At 68.6% G+C, this 19815-nt stretch carries 18 protein-coding genes and 1 pseudogene; 12 read left to right on the top strand and 7 right to left on the bottom strand.

Translation table 11 applies throughout. From position 1 onward, the window contains the following. The coding region (locus tag A5702_RS20155; RefSeq protein ID WP_156669682.1) for a DUF4407 domain-containing protein at positions 1–1116 on the top strand (1116 nt) is incomplete at its 5' end. Here A5702_RS20155 and A5702_RS20150 read toward each other — a convergent pair. Further along, positions 1081–1701, bottom strand: a complete 621-nt coding sequence (locus tag A5702_RS20150) for a CGNR zinc finger domain-containing protein (RefSeq protein ID WP_068223061.1) — start codon at positions 1699–1701, stop codon at positions 1081–1083. The two genes, A5702_RS20155 and A5702_RS20150, sit on opposite strands and share 36 nt — an antisense overlap. Before the next feature lie 63 nt (positions 1702–1764). Here A5702_RS20150 and A5702_RS25895 point away from each other — a divergent pair. Next, a pseudogene (locus tag A5702_RS25895) lies at positions 1765–2601 on the top strand (DMT family transporter); the annotation flags it as partial. A 94-nt stretch (positions 2602–2695) separates the two neighbouring features. On the opposite strand, the gene A5702_RS20140 reads toward A5702_RS25895, so the two are convergent. Together A5702_RS20140 and A5702_RS20135 are read right to left on the bottom strand one after the other, a co-directional pair. Continuing rightward, positions 2696–3520 (bottom strand): DAPG hydrolase family protein, encoded by an 825-nt coding sequence (locus A5702_RS20140; protein ID WP_068223022.1) that lies wholly within the window; start codon positions 3518–3520, stop codon positions 2696–2698. Then, positions 3520–4860: an FAD-binding oxidoreductase gene (locus tag A5702_RS20135; protein ID WP_068223060.1), complete on the bottom strand. Its 1341-nt coding sequence runs from the start codon at positions 4858–4860 to the stop codon at positions 3520–3522. The genes A5702_RS20140 and A5702_RS20135 overlap by 1 nt, the downstream gene beginning before the upstream one ends. 66 nt (positions 4861–4926) lie before the next feature. On the opposite strand from A5702_RS20135, the gene A5702_RS20130 reads away from it, so the two are divergent. Further along, positions 4927–5673 (top strand): IclR family transcriptional regulator, encoded by a 747-nt coding sequence (locus tag A5702_RS20130; RefSeq protein WP_067822831.1) that lies wholly within the window; start codon positions 4927–4929, stop codon positions 5671–5673. 64 nt (positions 5674–5737) lie between these two features. Here A5702_RS20130 and A5702_RS20125 read toward each other — a convergent pair whose 3' ends face one another. From A5702_RS20125 to A5702_RS20115, 3 genes are all read right to left on the bottom strand, one after another. Continuing rightward, the gene (locus A5702_RS20125) at positions 5738–6025 is read right to left on the bottom strand and encodes an ANTAR domain-containing protein (protein WP_055402192.1); all 288 of its coding nucleotides are present in this window, start codon (positions 6023–6025) and stop codon (positions 5738–5740) included. A 242-nt stretch (positions 6026–6267) separates the two neighbouring features. Beyond that, positions 6268–7632, bottom strand: coding sequence for a wax ester/triacylglycerol synthase domain-containing protein (locus tag A5702_RS20120; RefSeq protein ID WP_055402190.1), 1365 nt, complete (start codon positions 7630–7632; stop codon positions 6268–6270). Positions 7633–7738: 106 nt separating this feature from the next. After that, on the bottom strand, positions 7739–8971 hold the full coding sequence (locus A5702_RS20115) for a CaiB/BaiF CoA-transferase family protein (RefSeq protein WP_068223019.1): 1233 nt from the start codon (positions 8969–8971) through the stop codon (positions 7739–7741). Between the two features lie 267 nt (positions 8972–9238). Here A5702_RS20115 and A5702_RS20110 point away from each other — a divergent pair, with 267 nt between their 5' ends. The 8 genes from A5702_RS20110 to A5702_RS20075 are packed head-to-tail and all read left to right on the top strand — an operon-like array spanning position 9239 to position 17888. Next, positions 9239–10102, top strand: coding sequence for a mycofactocin-coupled SDR family oxidoreductase (locus A5702_RS20110; RefSeq protein WP_055402186.1), 864 nt, complete (start codon positions 9239–9241; stop codon positions 10100–10102). 4 nt (positions 10103–10106) lie between these two features. Further along, entirely contained in the window at positions 10107–11090 is a 984-nt protein-coding gene (locus A5702_RS20105; RefSeq protein ID WP_068223016.1) for a thiamine pyrophosphate-dependent dehydrogenase E1 component subunit alpha, read from the top strand. Positions 11091–11107: 17 nt separating this feature from the next. Further along, the gene (locus A5702_RS20100) at positions 11108–12118 is read left to right on the top strand and encodes an alpha-ketoacid dehydrogenase subunit beta (protein WP_068223057.1); all 1011 of its coding nucleotides are present in this window, start codon (positions 11108–11110) and stop codon (positions 12116–12118) included. Continuing rightward, positions 12111–12347, top strand: coding sequence for a lipoyl domain-containing protein (locus A5702_RS20095; RefSeq protein WP_055402182.1), 237 nt, complete (start codon positions 12111–12113; stop codon positions 12345–12347). The genes A5702_RS20100 and A5702_RS20095 overlap by 8 nt, the downstream gene beginning before the upstream one ends. 20 nt (positions 12348–12367) lie before the next feature. Next, the gene (locus A5702_RS20090) at positions 12368–13240 is read left to right on the top strand and encodes an enoyl-CoA hydratase-related protein (RefSeq protein ID WP_067896358.1); all 873 of its coding nucleotides are present in this window, start codon (positions 12368–12370) and stop codon (positions 13238–13240) included. A 21-nt stretch (positions 13241–13261) separates the two neighbouring features. Continuing rightward, on the top strand, positions 13262–14797 hold the full coding sequence (locus tag A5702_RS20085; protein WP_068223013.1) for an acyl-CoA synthetase: 1536 nt from the start codon (positions 13262–13264) through the stop codon (positions 14795–14797). Between the two features lie 8 nt (positions 14798–14805). Further along, positions 14806–16194, top strand: a complete 1389-nt coding sequence (locus A5702_RS20080) for an SRPBCC family protein (RefSeq protein ID WP_067823098.1) — start codon at positions 14806–14808, stop codon at positions 16192–16194. Beyond that, positions 16191–17888, top strand: coding sequence for an FAD-binding protein (locus A5702_RS20075; protein ID WP_068223010.1), 1698 nt, complete (start codon positions 16191–16193; stop codon positions 17886–17888). The genes A5702_RS20080 and A5702_RS20075 overlap by 4 nt, the downstream gene beginning before the upstream one ends. Positions 17889–17954: 66 nt before the next feature. On the opposite strand, the gene A5702_RS20070 is transcribed toward A5702_RS20075, so the two are convergent. Next, a complete protein-coding gene (locus A5702_RS20070; protein ID WP_055402174.1) occupies positions 17955–18791 on the bottom strand; it encodes an enoyl-CoA hydratase-related protein in 837 nt (278 codons plus the stop codon). Positions 18792–18966: 175 nt separating this feature from the next. Between A5702_RS20070 and A5702_RS20065 the strand changes: the two genes are divergently transcribed. Further along, the gene (locus A5702_RS20065) at positions 18967–19806 is read left to right on the top strand and encodes an SH3-like domain-containing protein (protein ID WP_068223054.1); all 840 of its coding nucleotides are present in this window, start codon (positions 18967–18969) and stop codon (positions 19804–19806) included. Positions 19807–19815: the final 9 nt, after the last annotated feature.

The raw sequence follows: 19815 nt of genomic DNA, 5'->3' as shown, positions 1-19815 counted from the left end.
CAGCGCGAACTCGACAGTGCCCTGGCCGCACGCGACCGCCAGGCGCCCGCGCTGGACGCGACGATCGCGCGCCAGGAGCGAGCGCTGGACGAAGCGCGTCAGGGCGTGGTCGCCGGCGCCGATCACGGCCTCGGCGCGCGCTGGGTCGCGATGAACGACCTGGGCGCTGGCGCGCTGACGCTTCGGCTGCTGACCGACGCCTTTTGCGTGCTCCTCTACCTGCTGCCGCTGATCCTGGGCCGCTGGCGCGGCGAGACCACCCACGATCGCCACACGGCGGCGCGCGCCGAGCGCGAACGCGCGGAACTCGAGGCGGACACCGCGATCGCGATCAAGCGGGCCGAGGTCCGTCGGGAGGCCGAGATCATGTGGGCCGAGCACCAGCTGACCCAGGCCCGGCTGGCCATCGAAGCCCAGACCGAAATCGACCGGGAGCAGCAGCGCCGGCGGATCGCGGATGCCATCGAACCTCCAGTGGTGAAGGCATCGTCGCAACGCGACTTCGAGCCGGCCCTCGAGCCGGCCCAGGACGACATCTACCTGCCCATCGCGGCGGAAGCCGAGGCGGCCAGCCGCGCGGCCATGGGGCTGCCAACCCCGACGCACAGCGCCGAGGTGGAGAACTTGCCGGCGCCCGTCGCGCGAGAGGTCGCGCCCCGTGAAGAGCGCACCGCGTCGCCGATTCCGTCGATTCCCGACGCCACCAAGGCGGCCGCGCGGTGGATCCGCCCGCTGGTGCCGCCGTTCGTCGCGCGGGTGATCGACACCACCAGCGCGCCGCTGCGCACCGCTCGCCAGGTCTTCGAAGAGGTCGAGGAGATCACCTTCGCCCTGCGCCGCACCCACAAAATAACGCTGGACTCCGAAAGCTCCGAGCCGGGCCAGGGGGCCGCCGCGGCCCCCGCCGCCAGCGAATCCGATTCCCCGAGAAGCGGATTCATCGACTCGTCGCGCGCGGACCGTCCGGTGGTGACGCACCGGCAGGTGGGCGGCCGGGCGCGGCGTGGCCCAGCGCTCGGCACGTCGCAGCGCGGCACGGATCCGGAACTGACGCGGCGGGACGGACCGGCGGAGCTGGATTCACCCGCCGGCCCGCGACAGCTGCCGCCCGCCTGACGACCTGCGCTCGTAGAACCTGCGGACCCGGGCCCGGTTGCCGCAGTCGGCCGCACTGCACCAGCGGCGGTTGTGCCGGTGGCTGGTGTCGAGAAACAGCCACCCGCATTCGTCGTCGCCGCATCGCTTGACGCGCGAGCCCGGGGCCCCGGTCAGGAACGTCACCGCCTCCACGGCGAGCCGGTGTAATGGCGTGGCCGTCGTCAACGCCGTCTCCCGCCAGCCCGCCGAGCCCCGCTCGACCACCAGGCGGCTGGCCCGCAGCGCGGATCGGTAAGCGCCGGCCACCACCTCTCCGTCGGGCGCCGATCCGCTGCCGGTCCAAATGCGGTGAAGGGCCTCCCGCAACTGCCTCGTCCGCTGCACGGTTCTTTCGGCCGCGCCCGGCTTCCCGGCCCCGGCCAGGACGCGCGACTCGCGCGGCGACAACACCCCGGCGTGCTGCGCCCACGCCACCAGGTCGGAATAGTCCACCAAATACTCCGTGCGGCGGTCGGGGTCGCCCCGCCACGCAACCGTGTTGACCAGGTCGACCGCGGGATGTCCACCGCGCAGGTCGAGACTGGCCGCTGCCGACCGCACCATGAAAATCATGCTAATGGGTAATTGACGATTTACCCATTAGCAGAACGGGGTATCCGTACGGGCATGGACAGTGTGCGCACGAATTCAGTGGACCGGATCGGATTGGCAACCGGGGCGTTGTGCGTGTCGGCGTCGGCGGTCCTGCTCAAGTTGGCCGGTACCACGCCGGCCACCGCCACGGCGGCACGCTGCCTCATCGCGTTGCCCGTCGTCGTGGCCCTCGCGATACCGGAATGGCAACGCCGCCATGGCTTGTCGCGCCGCGGGCTGCTATCGGCCGCGCTGTGTGGCGCGTTGTTCGCCGGCGACATGTTGTTGTGGACGCAGGCCATCCCGGAAGTGGGAGCGGGGCTCTCGACCGTCCTCGTCAACGCCCAGGTCGCCCTCGTGCCCCTGCTGGGCTGGCTGGTGGACCGGGAGAGGGTCGCACGCCGGTTCCTGCTGACCCTGCCCGCCCTGTTGCTCGGCGTCCTGCTGGCCGGCGGCATGCTCGAGCACGGGATTTCCGGGAGCGATCCCGCGCGCGGAACCGTGCACGCCGTGGGGGCGGCGCTGTGCTACTCCGGATTTCTCTTTCTGTTGCGCCGCGGCCAAGCCGGTCAACCCATGCAGACGTACAGCGTCGTGCTGGCGACCTCCGCGGTGGTGGCGGTGGCCGTCGGTCCGTGGTGGCACGGCCTGCAGGTATGGCCCGGCTGGCGTGCGGCCGGCTGGTTGGTCCTGGTCGCAGCGACCGGGCAATTGCTCGGATGGCTGCTCGTCGCCTTCTGCTCGGGCCGCCTGCCCAGCACGGTCAGCTCCGCGCTGCTGTTGCTGACGCCGGTGGGCGCCGTCGCGCTCGGCGCCGTCGCGCTGGGCGAACGCCCGTCCGCCCTCCAGCTCGCCGGTTGCGCGCTCGTGCTGTTGGCGGGCTACCTCGGCAGCGCGCGAGAATCCGCACCCGCCAACCACCGCGCCGAGGCGCCCGAGGCCACCCTGCGCCGCCAGCGGCCGTCTATTCGTCGCCGAAGGCCTCGAACAGTTGCGGGAGGAAGCCCGCCAGGTGATTCATCTCCTGGGCGCAATGCACCATCAGGTTGCGCGCGCTGGTCTCCGCGTTACCGAGCACCCGCGCGGCGATCGGGCGCACCGCCCGCGACGCGACGCCCGGCACGTTGCGCACCTCGATGTGCCGTCCGCCCATCCAGAAGCGCGACCGCATCTCGGCCCCGGCCGGGGTCGACCGGACGTGGTGGATGAACCATCCGACGTCGACGGGGGCCTCGCTGGAGCCCAGCCGGGCACAGATCGCCACCGCCGCATCGCTGTCGGGCGGGCAGCCCATGTTCGCCGGATCGACGAATTGGATTGCGCCGTTGAGCATCGTCGAGCCGATGTACTCGCTGATCAACGACCAGCGTCCGATGTAGCGCCGGCGACTTCCGGCGCCCTCGTCATCGCGGCCGTCTTGCCGCTGCCCTTTCCAGGCGGCGCTCAGGTGCGCCCGCGGGTGCCACAGCTTGTAACGCCGGGTGTCGCAACCGTGCCAGCCGAACCACCAGGACCACATCGCGGGCGTGACGTCCGGCATGTCGGTGCGCACCGACACCTGGTAACCGCCGTCGTCGAGGACCCCGTAGCCATTCTCGGTCCGCTGGTAGCCGTCCTCGGCGACGCTCGCGGCGTCGTCGAACGCCGGCAGCGCCATCGCGCCTTGCGGCCCGTGGTTCAGTGCCTCGACGACATGGCTTGGCAGCGGAGCCATTTCGGGCATGAAGAACTTGCCGAACGGGGTTTTCGCGTCGTCGTCGCGGTAGCCCAGATACAGGTTGCCGCCCATCACAGTCGCCCCATCCAGCTGTTGAACACGCCGTCGGGGTCGTACTCGGCGCGCACGCGGTCGAGCTTGGCCATGGCTGCGTCGCTGGCGAACCGCGCCGGCCGCCGGCCGAGGTTCTCGTCGGCGAGTTGAATTCCGATGGCGAACTCGGACATCGCGGTCATGTTGGACTGCGCCCAGTCGGCATACTTCGCCTCGTCGGCCGGGTCCTTCCAGGACCCGTAGAGCGCCAGGTAGATGTCGCCCTCGATGCTGTAGGCCATGTCTTGGCGCGGCGGGCAGGGTCCCCAGTTCAGCCACAGAAAGTGCGCGGGATGCGGGGGCATCGTGTCCAGGATCGTCCGGATGCCCGGCAGCAGGTCTTCGGCCGGCGCCGAGGTCCACATGTTGTCCACCGCGTAGTGATGGTCGGACAGGTAGTGGCTCATCGCGACGTCATACCAGGTGGGCAAATCGGTTGGCAGGTAAGGAATCTTCACGAGCGCCTGGTCGGCGACCGGGCAGGTGCCGAACAGCGACAGCGCCTTTTCGGCCTCCTCCTCGGAGTCGGCAAACGCCGGCGACGCGAACGAGATGCACGGGACTTCGATGCCCATGTTCGGCTCGCCGCGGGAGGCCACGGCCTGCAACTCGACGCGGGGGTCCACGTCGGCGCTGACCGCGCGGGCCCAGGTGAAAACCTCGTCCGCCAGCTCGAACGGATAGACGTAGACGCTGGTGCCGCACACGGCGGGGCGCGGATAGAGCTTGAGGTAGAACGCCGTGACGACGGCGAAGAAGCCCGGCCCCGCGCCGCGCGCCGCCCAGTAGAGATCGGCGTTGTTGCTGGCGTCGCAGTGGATCTGTTCGCCCTCGGCGGTGACCACGTCGAGGCCGACGACGCTCTCGCAGGCCGGTCCGTAGACCCGGCTGTTCCAGCCGTAGCCGCCCTGCAGCAGGTAGCCCCCGAGGCAGACGCCCTTGCAGTGGCCGCCGGGGAAGAACAGGCCCTGCGCCTCGAGCTCGGCCATCAGCAGGCTGCCGCCCTTGCCCGGGCCCACTCGGGCGAGGCCCTGCTCGGTGTCGATCGAGACGTGGTCGAGGCGGCTGACGTCGAGCAGCACGGAGCCGTCGCGCAGGTGGCTGGCGGCGAAGCTGTGCCCGCCCGAGACGACGCTGACTTTCAGCCCGTGGGTGGTGGCGTAGCGGATGCCGGCGACGATGTCGTCGGCGTCGACGGCCTGCACGATCACTTCGGGATAGCGGTCCGGCACCCGCTGGTGCCACACGGTGCGTCGGCGGGCCGCCTCGTAGCCGTCATCGCCGCGGAAGTGGTGCCGCCCGTCCGGTAGCCCGCTCATCCGCATCCCCTTCGATTCGTACTTCGGATCTTCACGATCCGCGATGCGGAACACTATAGTGGACGGATGCCGTCCCCGGGGAGAAATCATTCGGCCGCTCGCGACGAAGGGATCCAGGTGCTGCGGCGCGCCGCGGCCGCGCTGGACGAGATCGCCGCGGAGCCCGGCCGGCTGCGGCTCGTCGACCTCGGTGAGCGGCTGGGCCTGGCCAAGTCCACGTCCCGCCGACTGCTGGTGGGCCTGGTGGAGGTCGGGCTGGCCAGCGTCGATTCCCAGGGGCGCTTCTCCCTCGGCGACCGCTTGCTCGGGTTCGGCAATTCCGACGGGGCGCGCCTTTCGGCGATCTTCCGGCCGACGATCGAACGGGTGGCGCGGGCGACCGACGGCGAAACGGTCGACCTGTCGGTGCTGCGCGGGCAGCGCATGTGGTTCGTCGACCAGATCGAATCGACGCACCGCCTGCGCGCCGTCTCGGCCATCGGCGTCCGGTTCCCGCTGGAGTCGACCGCCAACGGCAAGGCGGCGCTGGCGGCCCTCGACGACGCCGACGCCGAGGCGGTGCTCGCGCGCCTGCCCGCCGAGACCGCCGACCGGCTCCGCGCGGAGATCGACGAGATCCGTTGCACGGGAATCGCTTTCGACCGCGACGAGCACACCCCGGGGATCTCCGCGGCCGCGATCGCGCGGCGCGCCACGGCCGACAACATGGTCGCCATCTCGGTGCCGGCGCCGACGGAGCGCTTCGGCGAAAAAGAAGAGCGCATCGTCGCCGCCTTGCGGGCGGCGGCCGAATCGCCGGCCTGGGCCCGCTGACCTCTTCGAGGTGATGTTGGAGACGGCCGGGTTTACCCCTCGAAAGCTCGGCCGTCCCAACGGGTCAACAGGGCACCGCGGCCGACGCGAACAGCTGTCCCCACTCGTGCCGAGCCGCGGACTGCGCATCGGTGAAGCTCGGTGTCTTCTCACCGTCGCCGGCCAGGTGCACCAGCGCCCAGGCCATCGCGAATACCGGCACCTTGTGCCGCAACGCCGCGCTGTGCAGCTCGTCCAGCGCGGCGTCCGACGGGCAGCGGCGCAAGCCGATGAGGATGCCCCGCGCGGTGTCGAGAATGCGGCCGGAGTGCGGGCCACACGAAGTCTGGGCGGGAACCCAATTCGTCGTCATTGATGGATACCTCCTGCGGCGCCGTCGCGAATCCGCACTCGCGTAGCGGATGAGGAATTCCTGCGCTACGCATCGTCGCGGCCGCAAACCTCAATAGCGCCCTGTGCCATGATTTGTCGATCGGGCACGTTGTGCCAGAGCACCGCCGAGATCGATACGCGCCCGTGACCGTTTCGGGATCGGCTGCTAATCAACCAATCCCATGTCATCCGGGAGTTTCGCGATAGACCGCATAATTCGAATTAGCTTGCCAAGGCGAGTAATTCGTCGAAACCGCTGACGATCGCGTCATGGAAAACGTCGTAGTCGGGAATCGCGGTGGTGTCGATGTTCAAACCGAGCGCGCAGGTGTCGACGTACGTGAGCAGGGTGACGTTGACCGCCGATCCGATCGTGGGGCCGAAGGCATATTGCGCGCGCACCGCGGCGCCACCGAGGAACACCGGCACCGGAACGCCGGGCACGTCGCTGGCCACGAAATCCACGTGACGCAGGACGGAGCCGATGTACCACCGGGGCGCCAGGTTCAGCATTCCGGCGATCAATTGCGTGTACGGCAGCGACCTTTCGTTGCGCACGGCCGCGGTGCGCCGCCGTATCGCCGCGATGCGCTTCGCCGGATCGGCTTCGCCGACGGGCACGTCGAAGCGCATCAGCGTGATCCGGTTCCCGCCCATGCCGTCGTCTTTGGTTCGAAGGCTGATCGGCATCGAGATGTGCAAGTCGCCCACCTCGACGCCGTGCTTCTCGTGGTAGATGCGCAGTCCGCCGGCGACCCCGGCGACGAACGCGTCGTTCAGCGCCCCGCCGCAGCGGTGGGCCGCCTCCCGCAGCGGCCGCTTCGGCACCTGATGCACGCCGAGACGCCGGATCAGGCCGCGGTCGGTCGCCAGCGACGACCCGGTCCGGTTTATCGGCCGGACGGTTCGGTAGACCGACGCCGCGGTGGTCGCCGCGGACCGGATGGTGGCCACGGGCCGCCGAACACCGTCGTACATCATGCGCGGCACGCGGGTGGCCGCGCCGGTCAGGGCGCCGTTGAGCAGGCCCGTGTCATAGCGCACCGCATCGCGATAGCCCCCGAGCAGCGACGACTCCGCGACCTCCGGTTCGGGCGGCAGGGATTCGAGCGGATACAGATCTTCGGAGAGATCGAACAGGTTCATCGCGATCTGGACACCGCCGACCCCGTCGGTGAGCGCGTGGTGGAACTTGCAGATCATGGCGGCCCCACCGTCTTGCAGGCCGTCGACGAACGTGGTCTCCCACAGCGCGCGGGCCCGGTCGAAGTCCTGCATCTCGGCCACCCGCGCCATCTCGAGCACGTCGTCGAGGGTCGCGGGCGCGGACAGGGTTGTTCGCCGCAGGTGGTAGTCCAGGTCGAAGTCGCGATAGTTCTCCCACCGCGGCGGGGCCGGCGGCGGCGACTGCACCACCCGCTGCCGGAACATCGGCAGCGTGCGGCTGATCAGGTCGAACCGCGTCCGCACTTCGTCCCAGTCCGGGGACCGGTCCAAAAGCACGACACTGACCACGGTGGATCGCAGCCGTGGGTCACTTTCCATTGCCCAGGTGAACGCGTCGCTGGCGCGCATGAATGCAGTCATGTCGGTCTCCTCGCACCGAACGTACGACTGCGGGCGGCCCAGGTCACCCGGTTATCGGCACGCGATGACTTTGGTCCTCATAGATTGCGCCTTTCGTCGATGCGTCCTAGAGAATGGCGTTGAGATCCTTGGCCCTGGCGATGTCGTCCCAGTCGACGTCGAGTTCCAGCAGGATCTCCTCCGTGTGCTGGCCATGTTCCGGCGCTCGTGCGGGCCCCGGCGGGGTTTCGTCGAACTGAACGGGCGCGGCGACGATCCGGTACGTCTCGCCGTAATCGTCGACGTTGGTGATCACATACCCGTTGGGCTCGACCTGCGGATCGTTGAGGGTTTCCCGCGGCGTCGCCAGGGCGCCCCACACGCCGGGCTCGTCCTCGAGCGCCTTCTGCCAGTGGGCCAGGTCGTGGCGGGCGAACACGTCGGTCAGGATCTCGGTGGCGGCCGCGGCGTTGGCTATCAGGTTGCTGGACGGCACGAAACGCTGATCGGTCGCGAGCTCGGCCAGGCCCATGCGCCGACAGAAACCCGCCCAGAACTTGTCCGGCTGCAAGAACACCAACTGGATCCACCGGCCGTCCCGGGTCTTGTACCTGTTGACGAGGGGATTGATGGCCAACCCGGGCGGCGCGCCGGGGATGCCGTCGATGTCGAAGAAGTCGGCCGCGCAGATGGACGGCGCAATCGCCCACATCGCCTGGGCCAGCAGCGACGAATCGACGATCGTCGGCTCGCCGGTGCGTTCGCGATGAAACAGCGCGGCGCACACGCCGCCGGCCAGCGTCGCCCCGCCCTGCAGGTCACCGAACCCCGGACCCTGCACGGCGGGCGTCTCGGTGCCGAACGGCGTGAGCGTGTAGGCGACGCCGCCCCGCGCGAGGTAGGTGGCCGCGTCGAACCCGCCGCGGTCGCGATCCGGCCCGCGCACCCCAAGCCCCGTGCCGCGCGCGATGATGATTTTCGGGTTGAACGCGCGGATGTCGTCCACGGTCAGCCGGGCCCGCTCCAGCGCGCCGGGAAGCCAATTGGTAAGGAACACATCGGCACTGGCCAACAGGCGGCCGAACAGCTCGCGACCGGTCTCGGACTTGATGTCGATGGCGATGCTGCGCTTGCCGCGATTGCCCAGCTCGAGGATGAAGTCGGCATCCGGGCGCGCCGCCTGCCGGGTGAACCCGCCCACCACCAGGGCGCGCCCCGGATCACCCGAGGCGACGCCTTCGACTTTGATCACGTCGGCGCCCCAGTCCGCCAGGGCCGCACCGGCCGACGGCACGTAGGTCCACGAGGCCAACTCGACCACGCGCACCCCGGAAAGGACACCACCGCGCACGTCCGACATTCCCGACTCCTCGCCCAACGACCATTCCTTGCTATTTTAGATATTCTAGCTAGTCTAAGGCGTAGCGGTAGACCCGCTGCAGGTCAGGGCAGTTTTTTGGAAAAGAGATGCGATGGATCCGACCGTCGGCGCCGTTCCGACACCCGTGACCGCGCATCCGGGCGCAACCGGGTCGCCAACCGCGCCACCCGCTTCGCGCGGGCGGCGACGCCGACGAATCGCATTGGGCCGCAACGCGGTAGCGGGACACGGGACGAAGGACGGGCGATGGGCAGGGTAACGGGCAAGGTGGCCGTGATCAGTGGCGCGGCGCGCGGTCAGGGGCGTTCACACGCGCGCATGCTGGCCGCCGAGGGCGCGGACATCATCGCGGTGGACCTGTGCGCCGACATCGAGACCAACGAGTACCCCCTGGCCCGGCGGGAGGACCTGGACGAGACGGCCCGGTTGGTGGAGAAGGAGGGCCAGCGGGCGTTCACCGCCGTCGCCGACGTGCGCGACCGGGCGGCGTTGTCCGCGGCGATCGACGAGGGGGTCGCCGAATTCGGGCACCTGGACGTCGTCGTCGCCAACGCGGGCATCTGCCCGCTGACCGCGGGGCTGCCCCCGCAGGCGTTCGCCGACGCGGTGGACGTGGACCTGGTGGGCGTGCTGAATCTGGTGCACGCGAGCCTCAAGCATTTGCAAGCCGGCGCGTCGATCATCGTGATCGGTTCCAACGCCGCGTTCATGTCGTCGATGAACACCACGGGCATCGACGGGGGCCCCGGCGGGGCCGGGTACGCCTTCGCGAAACTGGCTGCCGCGCACTATGTTAACGACTTCGCCCTGGCGCTGGCCCGGTTCTCCATCCGGATGAACGCCGTGCACCCCACCAACGTCAACACCGACATGCTGCACAGCCCGCCGATGTACCGGGCCTTCCGGCCCGACCTGAAAGAGCCGACCCGCGAGGACGCCGAACCGGTCTTCCCGTTCGTGCAGGCGATGCCGATCCCCTACGTCGAACCCGAGGACATCAGCGAGGCGGTGCTCTTCCTCGCCTCCGACGCGGCGCGTTACATCACCGGGCAACAACTCCGTGTCGACGGCGGGGGCTTTTTGAAGGTCAAGCCGTGGTCGGGTGCGTGATCGCATGAGCGAGGGGGCGACGGGCGTCGAGCACCGGTTGTACGAACTGATGGCGCTGATGAAGGCGGCCGACGACCGGCTGTCCAAAGGCATTGGCACCGGCGAGTTCATGTGCGTGTACTGGCCCTCGCGCGGACAGGAAGCCATCGCCGCCGCGATGGGGGTCGCGCTGCGCCCGGACGACCAGTTGGTGACCACCTACCGCGGCCTGCACGACCTCATCGGCAAGGGCGTCCCGCTCGAGGAGATCTACGGCGAGATGATGGGCCGCACCGTCGGCGCCGGCCGCGGCAAGGGCGGCACCATGCACATCGCCAATCCCGCTCGGGGCGTGATGCTTTCGACCGGCATCGTCGGGGCCGGACCGCCGGTGGCGGTGGGGCTGGCGATGGCGGCCAAACGCAAGGGCTCCGATCGCGTCACGGTGGTCAGCTTCGGTGACGGCGCCACCAACACCGGCTCCTTCCACGAGGCGGCGAACATGGCCGCGCTGTGGGACCTGCCGATCGTCTTCGTCTGCCAGAACAACCTGTACGCCGAGATGACCCCCACGGCCGACACGATGAAGCTCGAACACGTCGCGGACCGGGCGGCGGGCTACGGCATGCCGGGGGTGCGCGTCGACGGAAACGACCCGCTGGCGGTCAAATCGGCGGTCGAGGACGCGCTGCGACGCGCCCGCGCCGGCGAAGGCCCCACCTTCATCGAATGCGTGACGTTCCGGTTCCGCGGCCACTACTTCGGCGACCGGATGCCCTACATCCCCAAGGATCAGCTGGCCGCCGCCATGGAGGCCGACCCGGTCCCCCGATTCCGCGACCACCTGGCCGAAACCGGCATCTGCGATCGCGAAGACCTCGACCGCATCGACAACGAGGCACTCGCGACGGTGGAAACGGCGCTGCGGACCGTGCTCGCCGCGGATTCGCCGTCGATCGACGAGCTGGACCTCGACGTGTACGCAACCCCGATCAAGTTCCCGGTGTGAGCAGGCAAGACGACGACATGCAGGAACAAGAGATGACGATGCGCGAGGCGCTCAACCTCGCGCTGGACCAGGCGCTCGCGGCCGACGACAGGGTGTTCTTGCTCGGCGAGGACATCGCCGATCCCGGAGCGTCCGGGCCGACCGCGGGTCTGTCGACGAAGTACGGCCACGAACGCGTCTTGGACACACCGATTTCCGAAGCGGCGATCGTCGGCGCGGCCATCGGCGCCGCCATCGACGGCCTGCTGCCGGTGGCCGAGATCATGATCATGGATTTCATCGGCATCGCCGCCGACCAGCTGATCAACAACGCGGCCAAGCTGAGATTCATGACCGCCGGACGCACGTCGGCGCCGATCACCATCCGCACCCAGGTCTACTCCGGGCTGGCCACCGGCGCCACGCATTCGCAGAACCTGGAGGCGTGGTTCATGCACATCCCGGGCATGAAGGTGATCGTGCCCGCCACCCCGCGTGACGGGAAGGGCCTGCTGACGACGGCGATCTTCGACGAGGATCCCTGCCTGTTCGTCGAAACGATCCGGTTGCAGGGCAAGAAGGGGCCCGTGCCCGTCGACCCCGGGTTCTCAATCCCGTTGGGCCAAGCCGACATCAAGCGGCCCGGCACCGACGTGAGCCTGATCGGTTACGGGCGCTGCGTGCACGACGCGCTCGCCGCCGCGGCCGCACTGCAGGAACAGGGTGTGAGCGCCGAGGTCGTCGACCTGCGCACCCTCGTGCCGCTCGACGTCGAAACCATCGTCGACTCCGCCCGCCGCACCCGCCGGGCCGTCGTCATCCACGACGCGGTCCAATTCGCCGGTCCCGGAGCGGAGATCGCCGCGATCCTGCACTCGGAGCTGTTCGCCGAACTGGCCGCGCCGGTCGAACGAGTCGCCGCCCGATTCGTGCCGAACCCGGCCGCGGCCGCGCTCGAGGCCCAGGTATACCCCTCGCCGGAGCGGATCATCGCCGCCGCGCAGCGGACCCTCGAAAAGACGGGTGCGGGGGCGAGAGTGCATGGCTGACTTCATCATTCGCATCCCGCGGGTCTCGGTGGCCGTGTCGGAGGCCGAGCTGACCGGTCTGCTCGTCGACGCCGGGGAGCACGTGGAAGCGGGCACGCCGATCTACGTGATCGCGACCGAGAAGGTAGAGCAGGAAATCGAAGCCGGAGCGTCGGGCACCGTGCGGTGGACGGGGCAGGTCGGAACCACCTATGACATCGGCGCCCAAATCGGCGTCATCACTTCGTGAACCAGGAAAGGTGAGCACGTATGGATCTCAACGAGACTCGCGAGAGAATCATCTACGAAAAAGAGGGGCCCATCGCCCGGGTCACGCTGAACTGGCCGGAAAAGGCAAACGCCCAGGACCAGAAGCTGGCCGAAGAGGTCGATGCCGCGCTCCTGGACGCCGACCGCGACTACGACATCAAGGTGCTCGTCCTGAAGGCCAACGGCAAGGGCTTCTGCTCGGGACACGCCATCGGTAACAACGCGGTCGACTACCCGGCGTTCGTCGAGGGCGCCAAAGTCATGGGCACGCCGTGGAAGCCGCAGACCGACCTGTTCGTCAAGCCCGTGCTCAACCTGTGGGAGTTCTCCAAACCGACCATCGCCCAGGTGCACGGATACTGCGTCGGCGGCGGCACCCACTACGGCCTGACCACCGACATCGTCATCGCCTCCGAGGACGCCTACTTCTCCTACCCGCCGCTGCAGGGCTTCGGGATGCCGTCCGGCGAGTGCTCGATCGAGCCCTGGGTCTTCATGAACTGGCGGCGCGCGGCCTACTACCTGTACCTCGCCGAGGTCATCGACGCCAAGAAGGCGCTGGAGGTCGGGCTGGTCAACGAGGTGGTGCCACGCGACCAGCTCGACGACCGGGTGGAGGCCATCGCCCGCCACATCGCGCAGGCGCCGATGACCACGCTGTTGGCCACCAAGGCAAACCTGAAGCGGGCGTGGGAACTGATGGGCATGCGGGTGCACTGGCAGAGCTCGAACGACCTTGTCGCCCTGGCCTCCATCAGCAAGGACGTCCAGGAGCTGATCCAGACGGTCTTCCGGGACAAGGTGCTGCCGTCCGAGCAGGCCCGGCGCCAGGCCGCGGCGGCCGCGTCGACCGACGGCGCAACGGCCACTTAGGTTTTCCGCGGGGGCTCGCCGGTGAACATCGCCGACCATGCCACGAGGGCCGGGCAGGCGCCGGCCCTCATCGTCGCGGGCGGTGACACGATCTCGCACTCCGCGCTGTACGCCCGCAGCCAACGCGTCGCCGCCGCGCTGCACGACGCCGGGCTGCGCCCGGGCGACGGCGTGGCGCTGGCGCTGCCGAATCGGCCCGAATTCCTCGAAATCACCTGGGGCTGCCAGCTTTCGGGCCTCTACTACACCGCGGTCAACACCCACTTCACCCCCGACGAGGTCGCCTACGTGATCGACGACTCCGACGCGCGGGCGGTGTTCGTGGACTCCGGCATGCCCGAGCTCGCCGCGCACGTGCGCGCGGCCAACCCGGCCGTCACCGTCCACCTCGCGGTCGGCGGCCACCTGGCCGGCTGGCGTGACTACGAGGACGCGCTGGCGGCGGCGGGTGACCCGCCCCCGGTGTCGGACGGGTCGGAGATGCTGTACTCGTCGGGAACCACCGGGCGGCCCAAGGCCGTCCGCCGGCCGCTGCCCGTCGACGGCAACGGCTCGTGGGCGCAGGCCGTGCTGGAGCTCGCGCTCACCCACAAGTACGGGATGACCCGTCAGAGCGTGTACCTGTCCCCCGCACCGCTCTATCACGCCGCGGGAGTGAACTACACGATGGCCGTTAACCGCGTCGGGGCGGCGGCGATCCTGATGCGCAAGTTCGACGCCGAGACCGTCCTGCGGCTGATCGAGACCCACCGCGTCACGCACGCCCAGTTCGTGCCCACCATGTTCGTGCGAATGCTCAAGCTGCCCAAGGCCGTTCGGGAACGGTATGACGTCTCGAGCCTGCGGTGCGTGATCCACGCGGCCGCGCCCTGCCCGGTCGACGTCAAACATCAGATGATGAAGTGGTTCGGGCCGATCATCCACGAATACTACGGCGGCACCGAGGGATTCGCGGGAACGACGATCGGCCCGGAAGAATGGCTCGCCCATCCGGGTTCGGTGGGCAGACCGATGTCACCGGTGCACGTCATCTCCGACGACGGCCAGGAGCTACCCGCCGGCCAGGCCGGCGAGTTGTTCTTCGAGGGCGGGCCCGCGTTCGAATACTTCAAGGACCCCGCCAAGACCGCGTCGGTGTCCAACGACCGCGGCTGGCGCACCCTGGGCGACATGGGATACGTCGACGAGGACGGATACCTCTACCTCACCGACCGGTCCACGTTCATGATCGTTTCCGGCGGGGTGAACATCTACCCCCAGGAAATCGAGAACCTGCTGATCATGCATCCCAAGCTCGTCGACGCGGCCGTCTTCGGGGTTCCCAACGACGAGTTCGGCGAGGAGGTCAAGGCCGTCGTGCAGCCGGTCGACGGCATCACGCCGGGACGGGACCTCGAGGCCGAGCTCATCGAGTACTGCCGGGCACACGCGGCCGGCTACAAATGCCCGCGCACCGTCGAATTCGTCGGCGAATTACCCCGGGACCCGAACGGAAAGCTGTACAAGAGGCGCATTCGTGAGCGTTACTGGCAGGGGCGGGCATCCCGAATCCTATGAGCGAGGGAATGGACATGGTGACCACCCGGAAAGTCAACGCGAACTGGACCCCACTGCCGGTCCCGCTGGCCGTACAAGCCGCCGACCGCATTCCCAAACAGCGGTACTACGACCCGGAATTCTTCGCGCTGGAGAAGGAACTGCTTTGGCCTCGGGTCTGGCAGATGGCATGCCGGCTCGAGGAGATCCCCAAGCCCGGCGATTACGTCGAATACGAGATCCTCGACGAGTCCGTGATCGTGGTGCGCCTCGACGCCGAAAATGTCCGTGCCTATCACAACGCCTGCCGCCATCGCGGCGTGAAGCTGGTGGAGGGCAACGGTAATCGGCGCACGTTCGTGTGCCCGTTCCACGGGTGGTGTTGGGGTATCGACGGACGCAACACCTTCGTGCTACGGCCCGAGGAGTTCGACGAGCACAACCTGGACCCGGAGGATCTTCGGCTGGTTTCGGTTCGATGCGAGCTCTGGGGCGGCTGCGCGTGGATCAACCTCGACGACGATGCCCCGCCGCTGCGCGACTGCTTCGAGCCGTTCGCATCGATCTACGACGCCTGGAGGGTGGAGTCGCTGCGCGTCGAGTGGTGGCAGTCGTGCCGGCTCCCGGTGAACTGGAAGCTGGCGACGGCCGCGTTCATGGAGGGCTACCACGTCCCGCAGACCCACCCCCAGTTGTTGCCGTCCAGCATGCCCAAGCAGCCCGACGCCGCCAAGCCACCGGGACTGGCGCGGACCAACCTGTACTTCATGCGCACGCTGGGCGAAGGCATGGCGGGCATGACGCATGAGAACGACGTCCGCATCGCCGAGGGCCTGCAGGACATGGAGCTGCCGGCCGACCCGGCCGCGGCGATGGCCCTCTGGCGCAGCACCCTCAACGACGCGATCGTCCACTGGCATCGGGCCCGGGGTTGCGACATCCCCGACCTCAACGAGCTGGAGCGGCGCGGCATCACCGAGGCCATCAATTTCGCGTTCCCGCACTACTTCCTGCTCCCGCAATACAGCAGCGCCTCCTCGTATCGGATCCGCCCGCTCGGCCCCGAGGAAACACTGTTCGAGATCTGGTCGCTGACCCGCATCCCACCGGAGGAGATCACCGGCCGGCCGACACCGCCGGAGCCCATGGCACCCGACGACCCGCGCTGGCCGCCGATCCCCGCGCAGGATTTCTCCAATCTGCCCAGACAGCAAAAGGGATTGCACTCCAAGGGGTTCGAATACATGCGCCTGTCCAGCCGAATCGAAGGCCTGATCTCCAACTTCGAACGCGTCATCGACGGGTTCCTCGCCGGCCTGCCGTATGAGGCCCTGGTGCCGGCCATCCAGAAGACCAACACCACCATCGACGTCCCGATCGCCGATCTCGGCCTGCACGCGACGTCGGAGGCACGATGACGACCCGGTGGGACCGCTGTGTGGATCTGCTCATCGCGGGCAGCGGCGGGGGCGGCATGGTCGCGGCGTTGGCGGCGCTCGACTCCGGAATCGAGCCCCTGGTGATCGAGAAGCAGCCCCTGGTGGGCGGTTCCACCGGACTCTCGGGCGGCATGGTGTGGCTGCCGAACAACCCGTTGATGCGCGCCGACGGCATTCCAGACTCGCACGAGGACGGCCTGGCGTACTTCGACGACGTCGTCGGCGACATCGGCCCCGCGTCGTCCCTGGCCCGCCGTGAGATGTTCCTGACCGCCGGCTACGAGATGATCAACTTCCTGACCCGCAAGGGCGTCCGGTTCGTGCGCTGCCCGGGCTGGAGCGACTACTACCCAAACCACAAGGGCGGCAACGAGGCCGGTCGCGCCATCGAATGCGTGCCCTACGACGCGGCCGCCCTGGGCAGCTGGCACGACCGGGTCCAGCCCTCGATGGCCAAGAGCTACGGCGGGTTCGTCCTCAAGACGAACGAGCTGCGTTCGGTGCAGTACTTCAACCGGTCGCCGCGAGCCTTCGCGGTGGCCATGCGGGTGTTCGCCCGCACCAGGGCGGCGCGGCTGCGCCGCCGGGAGATGCTCACCAACGGCGCGTCGCTCATCGGCCAGATGCTCAAGGCGCTGATCGATTTGCGCGGCGAGCCACCGATCTGGACGGGCGCCGCCATCGAGGACCTGATCGTCGAGGACGGGCGTGTCGTCGGGGCGCGCGTCGCGCGCAACGGCACCGCGCTGAACGTCGGGGCCCGCAAGGGCGTCCTGCTCGCGGCGGGGGGTTTCAGCCGCAACGCCGACATGCGCCGCCGCTACAGCGGCGAGCAACCCAACGAGGGCCTGTGGTCGATCGCGAACGCCGGCGACACCGGTGAGGTGCTGCAGACTGCCATCCGGTTGGGCGCCAAGACCGACCTGATGGACGAGGCCTGGTGGCTGCCATCGGTTTTCATCGCCGACGGTGGAGACGCCGCCCGGGCGCTGGGCAGCGGCCGCCAGCGGCCCGGCGCGATCTACGTCGACGGAACCGGCCGGCGATTCTGCAACGAGTCCAACTCCTACGTCGAGGTCGGCAAGGCGATGTACGCGAACAAGGCGGTGCCGTGCTGGATGGTCTTCGACGAGGGCTACATCGGCCGGTACGTGTCGGGCGCCAACCCGTTCAAGAAGCGCAGCCTGCCCGAGGAACTCATCACGCGGGGCTCGGTCATCCGGGGCCAGACCGTCGGCGACCTCGCGCGCCAGATGGGCGTGCCGGCCGACGCGTTGGAGCAGACGATCAAGCGCTTCAACGGTTTTGCGGTCAAAGGCCTCGACCCGGACTTCGGGCGCGGCCAGTCGGCGTACAACGACTGCCTGGGCGATCCGGGGTATCGCCCGAACGCCGCCCTTGGCCCCCTCGCGCGGCCGCCGTACTACGCCACCAAGGTCGTTCCCGCCGACGTCGGGACGTGCGGCGGGGTGATCACCAACGAGCACGCCCAGGTGCTCGACGAGGACGACTGCGTGATCGACGGGCTGTATGCGACGGGCAACATCACGGCGACGGTGATGGGCCGCAATTATCTGGGCGCCGGCGGCAGCATCGCCTACACGATGGTGTTCGGCTATGTGGCCGCCCGCCACGCCGCCGGCCGGCGGGTCGCCGGCGAGCGAAACCGCTAGAGATCGCGAGCAGACGCAGAATCGCCCAATCGCACGCCGAAACATGCGACTTCGCGTCTGCTCGCGCTAGGGATTTTCGTCACGGCCGACGAAATCGCGCGGCTTCATGCCCGATTGCTTCAGCTCGGCCCGCCGCGCCTGGACGTCGGAGGCGGCGCCGACCATGTTCGTCAGGATGTGGCTCACCTGCAGGTGCACCCGCATGCCCATCAGTTCCCAGGCGCGCTTGACGTTGTTCTTCACCGCCATCAGCGTGGTCAACGGGATTTGGGAGATCTTGCGCGCCATCTCCTCGACGACGTCGTCGAGGTCGTCGCGGGGCACCACCTTATTGAGCAGGCCCCAGTCAAGCGCCTCCTGCGCGGAGAGCGTGGGGGCCAGCAACAGCCAGTCCATGGTGCGATGCCAGTTCATCAGCAACCACGGCTCGATCATCGTGTGCCCGCCCGGCTCGCCGAGGCTTTGGGCAAGCGGCATCTGGAAATACGCGTCCTCGGACGCGACGCAGAAGTCGGTGAGCAGGCCGAGATAGATCCCGCCGCCCATGCAGTAGCCGTGGATCGCGGAAATGGTCGGCTTGGGAAACTCCCACAGGTACAGCGTCGGCCACAGGAACAGGTCGGCGGTGCCCTTGTACAGATCCTCGAACGTCTCGCCGAAGTCCGGATACGGATTCTCGTCGGGTCCCCAGCGAGCCACGTGCCCGCCGCAGAACCCCTTTCCGTTGGCCTTGAGGATGACGACCTTGATCTCCTTGTCCCGGTCGGCCTCGTGCAGGCACTCGTCGACTTCGGTGACCAGCACCGCATCCTTGGTGTTGGCCTTGTCGACCCGGTTCAGGATGATCCGAGCGATCGGCGGTTCGCGCTCGTAGATGATGGCTTCCAGGACCCGCCGCTCCATGCGCGTGACCTTACCCGACACGCCGATCGGCAGGATGGGAAAAGACACGCCGCATCGGGCGCCGCAGTTGCGCGATCTTCCCGCGGCCGAGCGCGGATTCGTTGGACAATGGACCGCGGTGCGGCTGCGTTGCCCGCGACCGCAATTGATGATCGCGACGGCGAGTGGAGGTTTCATGGCGACTCCCCGGGACCGGGTGAACCAGCTCGACTTGGTGGCCCGCCTCAAGTCCTCCTACCCCGAACTCCCTGATGCGCCAACGCCCGACCTCATCGATCACGACCGCTTCGCCGCCTATACCAAGACCCCGCACGATGTCGGGGGCGAGCCGGACGCCCCGTTGAGCTTCGAGAACAAGCAGTACGAGATGTGGGAAGAGAACACCTACGTCATGTGCGAGCTGCTCGGCTGGCGCGGGATCTGGCTGTCGGAGGAACGGCGCAGGATGGGCAACGTCGATCTCGGCCGCACGATCTATCTCGGGCTGCCCTATTACGGCCGGTGGCTGCTTGCGGTGGCGCGCGTCCTCGTCGAGAAACACCACATCGGCCTGAGCGAGCTGGCGGAACGAATGGCCGAAGTCAAGGCGCGCTATGCGGGCGGGCTGCAAGGCAGGGCCTTGGCGGCCGAGCCCCGCTGCGAAGGGGATCCCGAGGGGGTGCGGCGCAACGAGCACCACCTCCACGCCGTCGGCAAGGGCGATCCGCAGGTGTATGCCGGACAGGCCGGCCCCCCGAAGTTCGCAGTCGGGGAAAGGGTTTCGGTCCGGGAGCTGCCGGTGCTGTTCTACACCCGCACGCAGGAGTATGTCCGGGGCGCCACCGGAAAGATCGCGGCGGTCTCCTACGAAAGCCCCGCGGCCGAGGACGAGACGTGGGACGCCCCCGATCAGAAACCCGAATGGTTCTACATCGTTCGGTTCAACCTCTCCGAGCTGTGGGACGGCTATACCGGGCCGGCCAACGACACGCTGCAGACCGAGCTCCCCGAGCGCTGGCTCGAGGCCGCCGGCTAGTCCCGCCCC

Source organism: Mycobacterium sp. E3339, assembly GCF_001666915.1.
GTDB lineage: Bacteria > Actinomycetota > Actinomycetes > Mycobacteriales > Mycobacteriaceae > Mycobacterium.
This window is presented reverse-complemented; position numbering and strand designations above follow the sequence as displayed.